We start from the raw sequence: 16,216 nt of genomic DNA on the forward strand, positions 1-16,216 counted from the left end.
GGGAAAGCTCGGTTCGGTCGGCACAACAGCGCGCCGGGTGCGGCCGGGTCAAGCGCGGCGCACGCATGACCCTTGGACAAGCGCGTGCAGGCTGCCGGTTGTGCATCAATGCCGGGGAGCAGCCGCTCGTCATGCGTTGGCTCGGGCGTCGGCGCACCATCGCCGGTGATTGACCTCCTGTGGTGCGGGCGTAGCCTGCCCGGACGGATCATGCCTGTCGGCCAGTCTCTGGAGAAATCTGCCCGTGCGTTACACCCCGAAGGAAATGCTGGCCAAGCTGGTCTCGTTCAACACCGAATCGCAGCGCAGCAATGTCGAGCTGATCCATTTCTGCCGCGACTATCTCGCCGCCCATGGTGTCGAGAGCACGGTGGTGCCCAGCCCGGACGGCTTCAAGGCCAATCTCTACGCGACCATCGGTCCCAAGGTGGATGGCGGCGTCGTCCTCTCCGGCCATACCGACGTCGTTCCGGTCGAGGGGCAGGACTGGACCTCGGATCCGTGGACGCTGACCGAGCGCGACGGCAAGCTCTATGGCCGCGGCTCCTGCGACATGAAGGGTTTCGATGCCATCGCGCTCGCCCTGGTGCCGGAGATGCTGGCGGCCGGGCTGAAGCGCCCGGTCCATATCGCCCTGTCCTATGACGAGGAGGTCGGCTGCATCGGCGCCCGCTACCTGATCGACGCCATGGCGGCGGCCGGGGTGAAGCCCTCGGCCGTGATCGTCGGCGAGCCCTCGATGATGCAGGTTGTCACCGGCCACAAGGGCGGCACCCGGATGCGCACGACCGTGCGCGGCCATGCCGTGCATTCGAGCCGCGTCGACATCGGCGTGCCCGCCGTGATGGTCGCCGGCAAGCTGATCGCCTGGCATGACGAGGTCATGGACGAGAACAAGGCGAAGGTGAAAGCAGGCATTCCTTTCGAACCGCCTTACTCCACGCTCCATGTCGGCGTCGTCGAGGGTGGCACTGCGGTCAACATCACCGCCGAGCATGCCGCCTTCAGCCACGAGGTTCGCGTCATGCCGGGTGACGACAGTGACTATGTCGCCCGCTATCGCGCCAAGATCGCCGAGCTCGAGGCGCCGATGAAGGCGATCGCGCCCGAGACCGGCATCACAATGGAGATCACCTCCTACACGCCGCCGCTTGCGCCGGAGAAGGAGGGCGCAGCCGAGCAACTGGCGCGCCGGATGACCGGCGACAATGCCAGCCATGTCGTCGCCTACGGCACGGAGGGCGGCCTGTTCCAGGCGGCGGGCTGGTCGACAGTGGTCTGCGGCCCCGGCGACATCGCCCAGGCGCACCAGCCGGACGAGTTCATCACCGTCGCACAGCTCGATGCCGGAGCGTCGTTCGTTCGTGCGCTGATCGCGGACCTGGCCCGCTGAGGGCGCAGGGCAGCGCGCCTTTGCATCGGAAAGCGATCCTGCGCTCGCATGAACGTGCGCGGTGTGATTGGTATATGCAATAAAGTTCGATCCCGAGCGAAGCGTGCGGCGCACACTGGACGCGGACTTCGAAGCACCTCTAATCTGCCGCCTTCCTCGGACCGTCGCCAATGTACGTGGCGGTCCGGGCGCCGCTCCTGGGGAGGAGTGGGAAACAACCAATCGGGAGAACGCTCTTCATGTCCTTCAAGACCCATTGCCTGGCAGCCGTGGCGGCGCTGGCTCTGATGTGCGGTACGGCTCAGGCGCAGACGCTGCGCTATGCCAACCAGGGCGAGTTGAAGTCGCTCGACCCGTATACCGTCAACGAAACCACCACGAACGCCCATATCGGCCACCCCTATGAAGGGCTGACGGCGCGCGGCAAGGATCTCAAGATCGAGCCCGCCCTCGCCGAGAAGTGGGAGGTCTCCGATGACGGCCTGAAATGGCGCCTGTTCCTGCGCAAGGGCGTCAAGTTCCATGGCGGCGAGGACTTCACCGCCGACGACGTGCTCTTCTCTGCCGAGCGCGTCCGCGCCCAGGGCTCGAATTTCACCACCCGCATCCCGACCAGCGCCAAGTTCGTCAAGGTGGACGACCACACGGTCGACGTCATCCTGACCGCGCCGAACCCGATCCTCAACGCGCAGTGGGACACCTGGTACATCATGTCGAAGAAGTGGGCGGAGGCGAACAACGCCGTCGCTCCGACCCCGGCAGCTGCGACCACCCCGAGCTACGCCGCCCTCAACGCCAACGGCACCGGCCCTTACAAGATCGAGAGCCACCAGCCGGGCGTGAAGACCGTCTTCAAGTTCAACGAGAACTACTGGAAGAAGATCGAAGGCAACATCAAGGAGATCGTCTTTACGCCGATCGCCTCTGACGCCACGCGCGTCGCCGCGCTGCTGTCCGGCGAGGTCGACGTGATCGAGCCGGTTCCGATCCAGGACATCCAGCGCGTCAACGCCTCGGGCAACGCCCAGGTCCTCACCGGGCCGGAGCTGCGCACGATCTTCCTCGGCATGGACCAGACCCGTGACGAGCTGCTGGAATCGAGCGTCAAGGGCAAGAACCCCTTCAAGGACGTCCGCGTCCGCCAGGCCTTCTTCCAGGCGATCGACATCGAGACGATCAAGAGCCGCGTCATGCGCGGGCTCTCGACGCCTTCGGCTCTGATGATCGCGCCGGAGCTGTTCCCGCATGCCGGCTTCACTCGCGCCAAGTTCGACACCGAGGCCGCCAAGAAGCTGCTGGCGGAAGCCGGCTATCCGAACGGCTTCGAGATCGGCATGGACTGCCCGAACGACCGCTACGTCAATGACGGCCAGATCTGCCAGGCCGTGGTCGGCATGCTGGCGCGCGCCGGCATCAAGGTGAACCTGAACGCCCAGCCCAAGGGCCAGTACTTCGCCAAGGTGCTGAAGTCCGGCGGCTACAAGACCTCGTTCTACCTGCTCGGCTGGACGCCCGGCACCTTCGACAGCCACAACGTCCTGCATGACATCATCGGCTGCCGCGATGTCGCCGGCTCCTCGCGCGGCGAGTCCAATCTCGGCAATTACTGCAACAAGAAGGTCGACGAGCTGACCGACAAGATCCTTGTCGAGTCCGACACCGCCAAGCGCGACGCGATGATCAAGGAAGCCTACAAGATCTCGGTCGACGAATTCGGCTACATCCCGCTGCATCAGCAGGCGCTGGCCTGGGGCGTGTCGAAGAAGGTGAAGCTCGCCCAGCGCGCCGACAATTCGGTGCTGCTCTACTACGCCACCAAGGAGTGATGGCGCGCGGTGTGCGGGCCAGGGCTCGCGCACCGCGTCCGTTCCACGTCGAAAGCACCTTCGCCCCGCCGGGCCGCCTCACGGCGCGGCAGGGGCTGATGGGCTCGTTGGCATAGACGGGCGCTCCAGTGGAGCTCTCGCCCTCATAGATTCCTCGTAAAGGCGGCCATGCTCGCTTTCATTCTGCGTCGGCTGTTCCAGTCGCTTCTCGTCATGCTGGCGGTGGCGCTGATCGCCTTCGCCATGTTCCGCTTCGTCGGCGACCCCGTGAACCAGCTCGTATCTCTCGATACGCCGCAGGAGCAGGTCGCGCAGATCCGCAAGTCGCTCGGGCTCGACGAGCCCGTCATCGTCCAGTTCGCCCGCTACATCTACAATGCGGTGCGGCTCGAATTCGGCGTCTCCTACCAGTTCCGCCTGCCGGTGATCTCGCTGCTCGGCGAGCGCGCCCCGGCGACGCTGGAGCTTGCCTTCATGTCGGCGCTGTTCTCGCTGGTCGTCGGCATTCCGATGGGCGTCTACACGGCGCTGCGGCGCGACAGCTGGCTCGCCAAGATCTTCCAGACGGTCTCGCTGGTCGGCATCAGCCTGCCGACCTTCCTGATCGGCATCCTGCTGATCTACCTGTTCTCGGTGACGCTCGGCTGGCTGCCCTCCTTCGGGCGCGGCGAGGTCGTCAAGATCGGCAACTGGTGGACCACCGGCCTGCTCACGGCCTCCGGCTGGAAGGCGCTGATCCTGCCCTCGATCACGCTCGGCCTGTTCCAGATGACGCTGATCATGCGCCTGGTCCGGGCCGAGATGCTGGAGGTGCTGCGCACCGACTACATCAAGTTCGCGAGGGCGCGCGGCCTGAAGACCCGCGCCATCCATTTCGGCCATGCGCTGAAGAACACGCTGGTGCCGGTCATCACCATCGCCGGCCTGCAGCTGGGCTCGATCATCGCCTTCGCCATCATCACCGAGACGGTGTTCCAGTGGCCGGGCATGGGCCTGCTCTTCCTCAAGGCGGTGCAGCAGGTCGATATCCCGATCATGGCGGCCTATCTCATCCTGATCTCGTTCCTCTTCGTCAGCATCAATCTGATCGTCGACCTGCTCTACGCCGCGGTCGACCCGCGCCTGCGCGCGACGATCGGCGCGCATTGAAGGCGGGAGACCAATCATGACCATCCAGACCCCGCCCTCCGCCCCCGCTCCCGCGGCTGCGTCGAGCAACCCGCCCTCGCTCTGGGCCCGCATCCTCGACAGCGACATCCTCGCCAGCTTCCTGCGCTCCAAGGTGACGATGGTCGCCGCGGTGATCGTACTCCTGATGTTCATCGGCGCGGCCTTCTCGCCCTGGATCGCGCCGACCAATCCGTTCGATCCGGCCACGGTCTTCCTCTCCGATGCCAACATTCCGCCGGCCTGGCAGGCCGGCGGCGATCCGAAGTTCATCTTCGGCACGGACGACCAGGGTCGCGACCTCTATTCGGCGATCCTCTACGGCCTGCGCGTCTCGCTGATCGTCGGCGGCCTCGGCGTCGCGCTGGCGGCGACGATCGGCATCACGCTCGGCCTGCTCGCCGGCTATCTCGGCGGCCGCGTCGACTCGCTGATCATGCGCATCGCCGACGTGCAGCTCACCTTTCCCGCGATCCTGATCGCCCTGCTGATCGACGGCGTCGTGCGCGGTATCTTCAAGGGCGCGAACCGCGAGGACACGGCGCTCTACGTGCTGGTGATCTCGATCGGTCTCAGCTTCTGGGTCCAGTACGCCCGCACCATTCGCGGCTCGACCCTGGTCGAGCGCAACAAGGACTATGTCCAGGCGGCGCGCCTGGTCGGCCTGCCCGCACCGCTGATCATGCTGCGCCATGTCCTGCCGAACGTGATCGGGCCGGTGCTGGTCATCCTGACGATCAACCTGGCGCTTGCCGTGATCACCGAGGCGACCCTGTCCTTCCTCGGCGTCGGCCTGCCGCCGACCCAGCCTTCGCTCGGCACGCTGATCTCGATCGGCAACCGCTATCTGTTCTCCGGCGACTGGTGGATCGTCGCCTTTCCGGGGCTGACGCTGGCGATCCTGGTGCTCGCGGTGAACCTGCTCGGTGACTGGCTCCGCGATGCCCTCAATCCGAGGCTGCGATGAGCGGGAATCCCCTGCGCGTAGCGCTTGCGAAGGCGGTAAATGCCACTTTCCGCTATGTGTTTCGCGCAGATTAGACCCGTGACAGACAAGGGGCTCAGCCCTAACATCTCGTCCTTCACCGGCCCTGGAGCAGGGCCGCGACCGGGAGGTTCGTTATCATGAAACCGCGTATGTTTGCCGTTGCAGCCGCGCTGATCGGCGTCTCCGCGCTGGCGCTCGGCGCCGCCGAGGCGAGGCCGCTGAAATGGGCCTCGGCAGGCGATGCCCTGACCATCGACCCGCATGGCCAGAACGAGGGCCTGACCACCACGGTCAACCAGCAGATGTATGAGGCGCTGACCGAGCGCGACCATGCCGGCAAGCTGCATCCGCTGCTCGCTTCGTCCTGGAAGGTGCTGCCGGACGATCCGACGACCTGGGAGTTCAAGCTGCAGGAGGGCGTCAAGTTCCATGACGGCTCGCCCTTCACCGCCGACGACGTGGTGTTCTCCTATGAGCGCGCGATGCAGCCGACCTCGGACTTCAAGGGCTATCTGACCTCGGTCGAGAAGGTCTCGAAGGTCGACGACCTGACGGTCCGGATCAAGACCAAGGGACCGAACCCGCTCCTGGTCAACAACACCTCCGCCATCCGCATCATGAGCAAAGCCTGGGCGGAGAAGAACAACGCCACCAAGGCGCAGGACTTCAAGAACAAGGAAGAGAATTACGCCGTTCGCAACGCCAACGGCACCGGCCCCTTCATCCTCGTCTCGCGTGAATCCGACGTGAAGACGGTGATGAAGCGCAACGACAATTACTGGGCCAAGGCGAAGGTACCGCTCGAGATCACCGAGCTCACCTATGTGCCGATCAAGCAGGACGCGACCCGCATCGCGGCGCTGCTCTCCGGCGAAGTCGATCTCGTCCAGGACGTGCCGGTGCAGGACATCGCCCGGCTGAAGAGCCAGCCCAAGGTCCGCGTCACCACCGGCCCCGAGAACCGCACCATCTTCTTCGGCATGGACGTCGCGTCCAAGGACCTGAAGGGCGACAATGTCGAGGGCAAGAACCCCTTCGCCGACAAGCGCGTCCGCCAGGCGATGAACATGGCGCTCAACCGCGGCGCGATCCAGCGCGTCGTGATGCGCGGCGAGTCGATCCCGACCGGCGTCATCCTGCCGCCCTTCGCCAATGGCTGGACCAAGGAGCTCGATGCCGCGCCGGCGACCGACGTCGCCAAGGCCAAGGCGCTGCTCGCCGAGGCCGGCTATCCCAACGGCTTCTCGGTGACGCTGCATTGCCCGAACGACCGCTACATCAACGATGAGGGCATCTGCCAGGCGGCGGTCGGCATGTTCGGCCAGATCGGCGTCAAGGTGAACCTGGTCTCGCAGTCGAAGTCGATCCACTTCAACCTGATCCAGAAGAACCCGCCGGAGACCGAGTTCTATCTCGTCGGCTGGGGCGTCCCGACCTTCGACAGCGACTACGTCTTCTCCTACATGTACCACACCCGTACCGGCTCGCAGGGCAGCTGGAACGCGACCGGCTACTCCGACAAGGATGTCGATGCGCAGATCCAGTCGCTCTCCAAGGAGATCGACATCGCCAAGCGCGACGCCGCCATCGCCAAGATCTGGGCGAAGGTGAAGGACGAGACGATCTACCTGCCGATCCACCACCAGACGCTCAGCTACGGCATGAACTCGACGCTCGACGTGCCCGTCGACGTTCAGAACCAGCCGAAGCTGAAGATGGTCTCGTTCAAGGGCTCGTAGAGCCGGCATCCTGTCGCGGGGGCCGCACCAAGACGGCCCCCGCGACCTTCGTTTCTGTAAGGGGCTCAAGACGCGATGCTCGCCTATATCCTGCGCTCGCTGATGCAGGGGCTGGTGGTGATGATCGCCGTCGCCTTCATCGCCTTCTCGATGTTCCGTTTCGTCGGCGATCCCGTGGTCAACATGCTCGGCCAGGAGGCGACGCTGCAGGACCGTGCCGAGCTGACGCAGCGCCTCGGCCTCAACGATCCCGTGCCCGTACAGTTCGCCCGCTTCATCGCCGATGCGGCGCGCGGCGACTTCGGCATCTCCTATCGCCAGGGCCGCAAGGTTTCCGAGCTGATCCTCGAGCGGCTTCCCGCGACAGTGGAGCTGGCCGTACTATCGGCGGTCTTCGCCTTCGTCGTGGGCATCGCCTTCGGCGTCTACGCCGCGATCCGCCGCGATGGCTGGATCGCCAATCTCGTCATGTCGGTCTCGCTGATCGGCGTTTCCCTGCCGACCTTCCTGATCGGCATCGGCCTGATCTACATCTTCGCGGTCGAGCTACGCTGGCTGCCCTCCTTCGGGCGCGGCGACACCGTCAAGATCGGTTGGTGGAGTACCGGCCTGCTGACCGTAAGCGGGCTGAAATCGCTGGTCCTGCCGGTGCTGACGCTCGGCTTCCTCCAGCTCACCTTGATCATGCGGCTTGTCCGCTCCGAAATGCTCGAGGTGATGCGGGCCGATTTCATCCGTTTCGCCCGTGCCCGTGGCATTCCCGAGCGCCGCATCGAGTTCCGCCATGCTCTGCGCAACACTATGATCCCGGTCATCACCATCGCCGGCCTCCAGCTCGGCGGCGTCATCGCCTTCGCCATCGTCACCGAGACGGTGTTCCAGTGGCCGGGGCTGGGCGCGCTCTTCGTCAACGCCGTGCAGTTCGTCGACGTGCCGGTGATGTCGGCCTATCTGCTCTTCGTCGCCTTCGTCTTCGTGGTGACCTCGCTAATGGTCGATCTTGTCTATGTCGCGCTCGATCCGCGTCTGCGGTCGGGCTCCGCGGTTCCGGCGAAGTGAGGCGGCGATGAGCGACGAACCGCTGCCCGTGATCCCGCCCAGCCGTCTCGCACGGTTCTGGGATTCCGATCTGGTCTATTCCTTCCGCTCCTCGCCGGTCACCGTGGTGGCGAGTGTGATGGCGTTCCTGCTCGTGCTCGCCGCGATCTTCGCGCCGCTGATCGCGCCTTATGATCCGTTCGACCCGGCCTCACTGGACCTGTCCGACGGGTTCTCGCGCCCGATGCAGCCCAACGAGATCACCGGCAAGGTGTTCTGGCTGGGATCGGACGGGCAGGGGCGGGACATCTTCTCGGCCATTCTCTACGGCTCGCGCGTCTCGCTGCTGGTCGGTGCGGCCTCGGTGGTGTTCTCGCTGATCCTGGGCGTCGGCCTCGGCCTTGTCGCCGGCTATGTTGGCGGCCGCACCGAGGCGCTGATCATGCGCATCGCCGACATCCAGCTCTCCTTCCCGGCGATCCTGGTGGCACTGCTAGTCTTCGGCGTGGCGCGCGGGCTGATCCCGCCGGCGGCGCAGGAGCAGGCGACGCTGCTCGTCCTCGTCATCGCGATCGGCCTCGCCAACTGGGCGCAGTATGCCCGGACCGTGCGCGGCTCGACTCTGGTCGAGAAGAACAAGGTCTATGTCGATGCCGCCCGCCTGATCGGCCTCAAGGCCTGGCCGGTGATGCTGAAGCACGTCCTGCCCAACGTCGCCGGTCCGGTGCTGGTCATCGCTACGATCAATCTCGCGCTCGCGGTGATCGAGGAGGCGACCCTGTCCTTCCTCGGCGTCGGCATGCCGCCGACCCAGCCTTCGCTCGGAACGCTGATCCGCTTCGGCCAGCAATACCTGTTCTCGGGCGAGTGGTGGATCCTGCTCTTCCCGTCGCTCGTCCTGATCCTGCTCGCGCTGTCGATCAACCTGTTCGGCGACTGGCTGCGCGACGCGCTCAATCCGAAGCTGAGGTGAGAGATGAACCGCACCCCGTTCAAGTCCAGGCCTTCGGAGCAGCGATGACCCAGCCCGTCATTTCCGTGAACGAACTGACCGTCGAGTTCGTGACGCGGCGCGGCACCCTGCGCGCCCTCGACAAGGTCTCCTTCGACGTCGCCCGCGGCGAAGTGCTCGGCGTGGTCGGCGAATCCGGCGCCGGCAAGTCGGTCACCGGCTCGGCCATCATCGGCCTGATCGATCCGCCCGGCCGCATCGCCGGCGGCGAGGTTCTGCTCTCCGGCCAGCGCGTCGACAATCTGCCGCCCGAGGCGATGCGCAAGATCCGCGGCAAGCGCATCGGCATGATCTTCCAGGATCCGCTGACCAGCCTGAACCCGCTCTACCGGGTCGGCGAGCAGTTGATCGAGACGATCCAGACCCATACCGATCTCAATGCCGCCGACGCCCGCAAGCGCGCCATCGCCTTGCTCGACGAGGTCGGCATTCCCGCGCCCGAGCGGCGCATCGACGGCTATCCGCACGAGTTCTCGGGCGGCATGCGTCAGCGCGTCGTGATCGCGCTCGCCCTCTGCGCCGAGCCGGAATTCATCATCGCCGACGAGCCGACGACGGCGCTGGACGTCTCCGTGCAGGCCCAGATCATCGCGTTGATCAAGCGGCTCTGCAAGGAACGCGGCACCTCGGTCATGCTCGTCACCCACGACATGGGCGTCATCGCCGAGACGGCCGATCGCGTCGCGGTGATGTATGCCGGCCGCGTCGCCGAGATCGGCCCGGTCCGCGACGTGGTCAAGCAGCCGCTCCACCCCTATGCAGTCGGCCTGATGGGCGCGATCCCCTCGATCGAGGGCGATGCCGAGCGGCTCGTCCAGATTCCCGGCTCGATGCCGCGTCTCTCCAACATCCCCAAGGGCTGCGCCTTCAATCCGCGCTGCTCCAAGGCGTTCGCGCGCTGCTTCGTCGAGCGGCCGGAACTGATCGATGTCGGCGGCCGCCAGGTCGCCTGCCACCTCTACGACCAGTCGAAGGCTCCGACTGGCCAAAGCCCGACCGACAAAGCGGAGATCGCCGCGTGACCGAGACCCCCTTCGTCCAGGTCCGCGACCTGAAGCGCGTCTTCGACGTTTCCAAGCCCTGGCTCAACCGGGTGATCGAGAGCGCGCCCAAGCAGTATCTCAAGGCGGTCGACGGCGTCTCCTTCGACATCCGCAAGGGCGAGACCTTCGCGCTCGTCGGCGAGTCCGGCTCGGGAAAATCGACTGTAGCGCGCATGGTCGTCGGCCTGCTGCCGCCATCCGGCGGCACCGTCTCGATCGACGGCGTCTCGATGACCGATGCCGCCGCTGCGCAGGAGCGCCAGCGCCTGCGTCGTCGTATCCAGATGATCTTCCAGGACCCCTACGCCTCGCTGAACCCGCGCTGGCGTGTCGGCCGGATCATCGCCGAGCCGATCCGCGCCTTCGACATCATCCAGGGCGACCGTGAGATCGAGGGGCGCGTCGGCGAACTGCTCAGCCTGGTCGGCCTGCATCCGGACGACGGCAAGAAGTTTCCGCACGAATTCTCAGGCGGCCAGCGCCAGCGCATCGCGATCGCCCGCGCGCTCGCCTCCAATGCCGAGTTCATCGTCTGCGACGAGCCGACCTCGGCGCTCGACGTCTCCGTGCAGGCGCAGATCCTCAACCTGATGCGCGATCTGCAACAGAAGTTCGGCCTGACCTATCTCTTCATCTCGCACAACCTCGCGGTCGTTCGGCACATGGCGTCGCGGATTGGCGTGATGTATCTCGGCCGCCTGGTCGAGGTCTCGGAAGGCAAGCAGCTCTTCTCGGCGCCGCGCCACCCCTACACCAAGATGCTGCTCGATGCGGTGCCCGACCTCGCCATGGTCGGCAAGGCCCGCGAGGGCGTGAAGGGCGAGATCCCGAACCCGATCAGCCCGCCTTCGGGCTGCACCTTCCACCCGCGCTGCCCGCTGGTCTTCGATCGCTGCCGGGTCGAGAACCCGCCGGTGATTGACGGTGTCGCTTGCCATGCGGTGAACCAGGGCAGGGCGGCGGCCTGACCGCCGCTGTCATTCTCGGGCGGCGCGAAGCGCAGACCCGAGAATACCTCAATGAGAAAGCGCCGAGAGGAGTTCCTTCGGCCGGAGATGCTCGGGTCTCGCCCGAGCATGACGCTGCCGTGTCTACTGCCCTGCAGGCAGGCTCGGCGCCTTGGGCCGCCGGCTCAGCGGCGCGACGGGGCGTTCGGTGCGGTACTGGCCGCGCGCGATCGCGGTGAAGAGCAGGGCGACCGAAGTCAGCGTCATCAGCCACCAGGTCTGGAACGACGCGAAGCCGAGCGCCGCCAGCGAGAAGGCTGTGGCATAGGCGGCGACGCCGCCGGCCGCCAGCGCGCCCGGCATGCGCCCGGCGGCGCTGATCGCGAAGTACAAGGCGAGCGCTGCGGTCGTCGCTCCGACGAGGCCGAGTTCGTACCAGGTCTCGAACAGGATCGTGGTCGGGACTTCGATCGGCAGGGCGCCGGTGATGCGCCCGCGCAGCACGGTGTCGAGGCCATGGCCGGTGATCAGCTGAATCGGCCGGCTCGAGATGATGTCGGCCCAGATGTCGAGCCCGACAGCGACCGTGCTGAAGGCGTTCGGCGAAAGGCGCAGCAGCGGCGCCAGCAGGAACGGCAGCAACGGCGCCAGCAGCATCAGCCCGGCGCAGACGCCTCCCACCAGCCTTGCGCCGAAGCGCCGGTTGGCGCTGACCACGCCGAAGGCGATGGCGCCGAACAGCATGGCGGCCGCCTCGCCATCCTCGAAGCGCGTCAGCGCCAGGAGCCCGACGACGAGCGCGAGGCCGAGCGCCGTCAGCCCGCGCTCGCGCGACAGGAGCCAGGCGAGCGCCGGCCAGGACATGATCAGGACGACGCTGACGCCGCGCTCGACGCTGCCGGCCTCGTTGGCGGCGCGCGAGCCGGCCGGGGTCAGCGCCTCGGTCAGCAACAAGCCGAGGGCCAGGAGGGCGGCGAGCCCGGTGCCTAGCGCCGCGAGGTTCAGGTTCGAGGCGCGCATTCGCTCTGGCAGAGCCGCGGCCCCCGCAAAGCCGAGCACCACGGCGAGGAAGAGGTTGGCGGCCTTCTCGCTGGCCGAGCCGGTATAGGGGCTCCAGACCAGCGACAGCACCGCCCAGGCGACGAGCGCGAGCAGGGTCAACCCGGCGAAGCCGGAGAGCGAACTCTTGAGATTGTCGCCGAACTCGGAAGGGTTCTCGATCAGCGCGGCGATGACCAGGAGCACGACGCCGATCGGCGCCAGCACCACGGCGGCGCGGCGCGAGACCAGCGAAGCCAGCGGCAAGGCGAGCGCCAGCGTCGCAAAGCCGATGCGACGCAGCAGCAGCGCCGAGGAGGCGGCGGGGTCGAGCGGAGTCGGGGCGTTCGGGCGGATCATCGGCGGTACGCGTTCAAGCACAAGGCCGCGTCTCCGGAGGGATCGCCGGCGCCAGCCCTCAGCACCCTAGCGCCTGCCGGGGCTTGCGGCTGTAGGTGCGGCGCAACACTGGCGCGGCATCTCGTTGCGGAAGCGTTGCCGGGTGCGGCGAAAGCCCACTGGCCGCGGCCCGGATTCCGTGAGATGAAGGGGTGATATGAGCGCTCAACTCGCCGCGATCGTCTATGTCTCAGGCTTCCCCATCGACGAGTTGATGGCGGAGGTCGCCGGCCGACTCCGGCGGGAGGCCGTGCGGCTCGGCGGCGTGGTCCAGCACAATCAAGATGATTGCCAGCGCGGCTGCGCCAGCATGGCGTTGGAGGACCTGGCTTCGGGCCGGATCTTCGCGATCAGCGAGGATCGCGGTGCGGGGGCGACGGGTTGCCGGCTCGATGCGGCCGGACTCGCCGCCGCGGGCGGCGCCGTGGCGAGCGCCATCGACGGAACCGTCGATCTTCTGATCATCAACAAGTTCGGCAAGCAGGAAGCGCTCGGCCAGGGCTTGCGGGCCGAGATCGCGGCCGGTTTCCTCAGCGGGCTGCCGCTCCTGACCGCGGTTCGCGAGGATATGCTGGATGCCTGGGGCGAGTTCGTCGGCGAGGCCTGGGAGCGCCTGCCGCCGGAGCGCGCCGCCATCGAGGGCTGGGCGCTGTCCTGCCTGCGCCAGCCGGCCTGACCGCCTGCGCGGAGCTTGGAGCAACCTTGCCGACCGGTGGCGATTTCCTCGACGACTATCTCGTCCGCCCGGACCCCGCGGCGGCACGGCTCGGCGCCACCGTGCGCGGCATCGACCAGACCGGGGCTGCGGTCGAGACCCGGGTCGTCACCGAACGGGCGCTGACCCTCTATCTCAACGCCCAGGAGATCGTCACGATGATGACGATCGGCGACCATCCCGACTATCTGGCGCTCGGCTACCTGCTCAACCAGAACATGCTGAAGCGCGGCGATCTCGTCGAAGCCGTCGACTATGACGAGGAGCTCGAGGTCGTGGTGGTGCGCACGCCCGAGCGCACTGATTTCGAGCAGAAGCTGAAGAAGAAGACCCTGACCTCCGGCTGCGCCCAGGGCACCGCCTTCGGTGACCTGATGGAGGCGATCGACGAGATCGAATTGCCGAAGGCGGAACTCCGCACCAGCTGGCTCTATGCGCTGACCCGCAAGATCAACACCACGCCCTCGCTCTATCTCGAAGCCGGCGCGATCCATGGCTGCGTGCTCTGCGAGCAGGACAAGCCCTTGGTCTATATGGAGGATGTCGGCCGCCACAATGCCGTCGACAAGGTCGCGGGCTGGCTCTTCCGCCACGATGTCGATCCCGGCAGGATGATCTTCTACACCACCGGCCGCCTGACCTCGGAGATGGTGATCAAGACCGTGCGCATGGGCATCCCGATCCTGGTCTCGCGCTCGGGCTTCACCGAGTGGGGCGTCGAGCTCGCCCGCAAAGCGGGGCTGACCCTGATCGGCCGCGCCCGCGGCAAGCGCTTCATCGCGCTCTCCGGCGAGGACCGCATCGTCTTCGATCAGGATCCCGACAGCGTCGAGGACGAGGGCGGCAAGCATCGTCGCAAGGGCGCGGGCGGCGATGACTGAGCCGTCTGAGAATACGCGCCCGGCGACGCTCGGCTTGTTGCTCGCCGGCGGGCTTGCCCGCCGCATGGGCGGCGGCGACAAGCCGTTGCGCACCATTGCCGGCCGCACCATCCTCGCCCATGTGATCGAACGTCTGGCGCCGCAATGCGACGGGCTCCTGATCAACGCCAATGGCGACCCGGCGCGCTTTGCCGATTACGGTCTGCCGGTCGCCGGCGACAGCGTGCCGGATTTCGCCGGGCCGCTCGCCGGCATCCTCGCAGGCCTCGACTGGCTGGCGCAGAACCGTCCGGGCGTCGACTGGATGGTCAGCGTCGCCGCCGACACGCCCTTCATCCCGCACGATCTGGTCGCGCGCCTGCATGCGGCGCGTCTTGCTGCCGGGGTGCCGCTGGCCTGCGTCGCCTCGGGCGGCTGGACCCATCCGGTGATCGGGCTCTGGCCGGTCTCGCTGCGCGAAGCGCTCCGCCACGCGCTGACCGTCGAGGACGAGCGCAAGATCGACCGCTGGACCGCCCGCCACGGCGTCGCCAGCGCCGAATGGGCGGCCGAGCCTGTCGACCCGTTCTTCAACGCCAACCGCCCGGAGGACCTCGCCGAGGCGGAGCGACTTCATGTCCTGCTGGGCACGGCTTGATCGCCCCTGACGGAGTGACTAGCTTCCAGCGATAAGCTCTGCCTATCGGCATGCTATCTGGGGGGAAGCAGCATGAAGTCCTTCGTTTTCGCCGTCGTTTTCGCCGTTGCGGCCGCCTATGCGGCCAGCCTCGTGCTCGCCAATTTCCAGCGCCCTGTCGAGGTCGCCTTCGCGACCAGCGGCGTCAGGCTCTGAGACTGCCGGCGCTCTCGAGCAGCGCCTTCAGCCCCGCGAGGTCATGCGCGACCCAGGCCGCGTCGCGCTCATATTCTTCGTCCGTCACGCCGCCACGGCGATATAGCGTGAACACCAGCTCGCAGCCCTCGCCATTGGCGAGGAGCCGCATCGGGTTGTGCATTGGCGCGCCATCGTCTGGGATGACGCTGTGATCGAGCACGCCGTGTTCGTTGCGGGCGCTGAAGCGCAGCGTCATTGGGCCCATCGGCGTCTGCGCCCGCCAGTCGAGCCCGCCGGCGGGCTCGAAGGAATGGCCGAGGCCTGACGCCCATTTCGGAAAATTCTCCGGCTCCGCCAGGAATTCGTAGGTCTCCGCGAAAGGGCATTCGATGCCGATGCCGATATGGCGCGCCGGCTGGACGGTCATGGATACTTTCCTTGTGGGCCGGAACATAAAGTGAACATTAGCGGGTTTGACCTTCCGTTTCCAGACGCGTGCCGTCGGGAACTTGCATGCCGCGCGAGGGCATGGTCGGGTTCGCTCCGTCGGATTCGCCGCAGGCTCTGCTTGCGCAATGTGCATGGCCGTGGCCGCAAGCGGTGACAGGGAGAGCCAAGGCTGGGCCGATGAGCGAGACTGCCGACGCCCCGAGGAAGATCGTCCGGATCGCCGGCTATGGCGCGGCGCTGACCGCCGGAGTGATGCTCGTGGCGGCGCTGACGCTGTGGCTGCTGGACCTGTTCTTCCCGGTGCCGGTGCCTCACTCGGTTCCGCCGCCTGCCGCGCTCCTGCACCCGGCCGAAGCGCCGGCGCTTGCCTCTCAATCTGCCCCTGTGCGTTCGCTCGCACCCGCCTCTGCGCCGAGGCCGGACCAGCTGCCGCGGATCCGGGCCGGGCTCGCTGCCGAGATCGCCAGCGGAATGGTCACCGTCGACCGGTTCGGAGGCTGGATCGCGATCCGCATCGCCAATGCCGGCAGCTTCGAGCCCGGCCGGGCCGAATTGCTGCCGGGCTTCATCGCGTCGGGGCGCCGTATCGCCGCGCTTGTCGAGCAGCAGCCGGGCGCGGTGCGGGTTGTCGGCCATACCGACGACCGGGCGCCGGCAAGGGGCTCAGCCTACAAGGACAATCAGGCGCTCTCGGCCGCCCGGGCCGCCGCGGTCGCCGAACTGCTGCGGACCGGCCTGAGCGACAAAGGCCGCCTCGGCGCCGAAG

16 protein-coding genes are annotated in these 16,216 nt (G+C 66.9%); 14 read left to right on the plus strand and 2 right to left on the minus strand.

Annotated features, from left to right (window positions below):
* Window positions 1-244: 244 nt before the first annotated feature.
* From argE to RKE40_RS10745, 9 genes are all read left to right on the plus strand, one after another.
* Window positions 245-1,393, plus strand: a complete 1,149-nt coding sequence (gene argE, locus RKE40_RS10705; RefSeq protein ID WP_316018227.1) for an acetylornithine deacetylase — start codon at window positions 245-247, stop codon at window positions 1,391-1,393.
* 239 nt (window positions 1,394-1,632) lie between these two features.
* Window positions 1,633-3,219 carry an ABC transporter substrate-binding protein gene (locus RKE40_RS10710; protein WP_390893312.1) on the plus strand — a complete coding sequence of 529 codons (1,587 nt, stop codon included), beginning with the start codon at window positions 1,633-1,635 and terminating at the stop codon, window positions 3,217-3,219.
* A gap of 168 nt (window positions 3,220-3,387) precedes the next feature.
* Window positions 3,388-4,368, plus strand: a complete 981-nt coding sequence (locus tag RKE40_RS10715) for an ABC transporter permease (RefSeq protein WP_316018228.1) — start codon at window positions 3,388-3,390, stop codon at window positions 4,366-4,368.
* A gap of 16 nt (window positions 4,369-4,384) precedes the next feature.
* A complete protein-coding gene (locus RKE40_RS10720; protein ID WP_316018229.1) occupies window positions 4,385-5,353 on the plus strand; it encodes an ABC transporter permease in 969 nt (322 codons plus the stop codon).
* Window positions 5,354-5,511: 158 nt separating this feature from the next.
* The gene (locus tag RKE40_RS10725) at window positions 5,512-7,113 is read left to right on the plus strand and encodes an ABC transporter substrate-binding protein (protein ID WP_316018230.1); all 1,602 of its coding nucleotides are present in this window, start codon (window positions 5,512-5,514) and stop codon (window positions 7,111-7,113) included.
* A gap of 75 nt (window positions 7,114-7,188) precedes the next feature.
* Window positions 7,189-8,172: an ABC transporter permease gene (locus RKE40_RS10730; RefSeq protein ID WP_316018231.1), complete on the plus strand. Its 984-nt coding sequence runs from the start codon at window positions 7,189-7,191 to the stop codon at window positions 8,170-8,172.
* A gap of 7 nt (window positions 8,173-8,179) precedes the next feature.
* Window positions 8,180-9,124, plus strand: coding sequence for an ABC transporter permease (locus RKE40_RS10735; protein ID WP_066467952.1), 945 nt, complete (start codon window positions 8,180-8,182; stop codon window positions 9,122-9,124).
* 44 nt (window positions 9,125-9,168) lie between these two features.
* A complete protein-coding gene (locus RKE40_RS10740) occupies window positions 9,169-10,185 on the plus strand; it encodes an ABC transporter ATP-binding protein (RefSeq protein WP_316018232.1) in 1,017 nt (338 codons plus the stop codon).
* Window positions 10,182-11,174, plus strand: coding sequence for an ABC transporter ATP-binding protein (locus RKE40_RS10745; protein WP_316018233.1), 993 nt, complete (start codon window positions 10,182-10,184; stop codon window positions 11,172-11,174). The genes RKE40_RS10740 and RKE40_RS10745 overlap by 4 nt, the downstream gene beginning before the upstream one ends.
* Window positions 11,175-11,297: 123 nt before the next feature.
* Here RKE40_RS10745 and RKE40_RS10750 read toward each other — a convergent pair whose 3' ends face one another.
* Entirely contained in the window at window positions 11,298-12,572 is a 1,275-nt protein-coding gene (locus RKE40_RS10750) for a peptide ABC transporter permease (RefSeq protein ID WP_316018234.1), read from the minus strand.
* A gap of 175 nt (window positions 12,573-12,747) precedes the next feature.
* Here RKE40_RS10750 and RKE40_RS10755 point away from each other — a divergent pair, with 175 nt between their 5' ends.
* From RKE40_RS10755 to RKE40_RS10770, 4 genes are all read left to right on the plus strand, one after another.
* Complete coding sequence (locus RKE40_RS10755) at window positions 12,748-13,266, plus strand: DUF2478 domain-containing protein (protein ID WP_316018235.1); 519 nt, start codon at window positions 12,748-12,750, stop codon at window positions 13,264-13,266.
* 26 nt (window positions 13,267-13,292) lie between these two features.
* Window positions 13,293-14,186, plus strand: a complete 894-nt coding sequence (locus RKE40_RS10760) for a formate dehydrogenase accessory sulfurtransferase FdhD (protein WP_316018236.1) — start codon at window positions 13,293-13,295, stop codon at window positions 14,184-14,186.
* On the plus strand, window positions 14,179-14,823 hold the full coding sequence (gene mobA, locus RKE40_RS10765) for a molybdenum cofactor guanylyltransferase MobA (RefSeq protein WP_316018237.1): 645 nt from the start codon (window positions 14,179-14,181) through the stop codon (window positions 14,821-14,823). Before RKE40_RS10760 ends, mobA begins: the two co-directional genes overlap by 8 nt.
* Before the next feature lie 72 nt (window positions 14,824-14,895).
* Window positions 14,896-15,018 carry a hypothetical protein gene (locus tag RKE40_RS10770; protein WP_316018238.1) on the plus strand — a complete coding sequence of 41 codons (123 nt, stop codon included), beginning with the start codon at window positions 14,896-14,898 and terminating at the stop codon, window positions 15,016-15,018.
* Here RKE40_RS10770 and RKE40_RS10775 read toward each other — a convergent pair.
* Window positions 15,008-15,427, minus strand: coding sequence for an SRPBCC family protein (locus RKE40_RS10775; RefSeq protein ID WP_316018239.1), 420 nt, complete (start codon window positions 15,425-15,427; stop codon window positions 15,008-15,010). The genes RKE40_RS10770 and RKE40_RS10775 overlap by 11 nt on opposite strands.
* 200 nt (window positions 15,428-15,627) lie before the next feature.
* On the opposite strand from RKE40_RS10775, the gene RKE40_RS10780 reads away from it, so the two are divergent.
* On the plus strand, window positions 15,628-16,216 hold a 589-nt coding region (locus RKE40_RS10780; protein ID WP_316018240.1), incomplete at its 3' end, for an OmpA family protein.

Source organism: Allobosea rubneri (assembly GCF_032464875.1).
Lineage (GTDB): Bacteria > Pseudomonadota > Alphaproteobacteria > Rhizobiales > Beijerinckiaceae > Allobosea > Allobosea rubneri.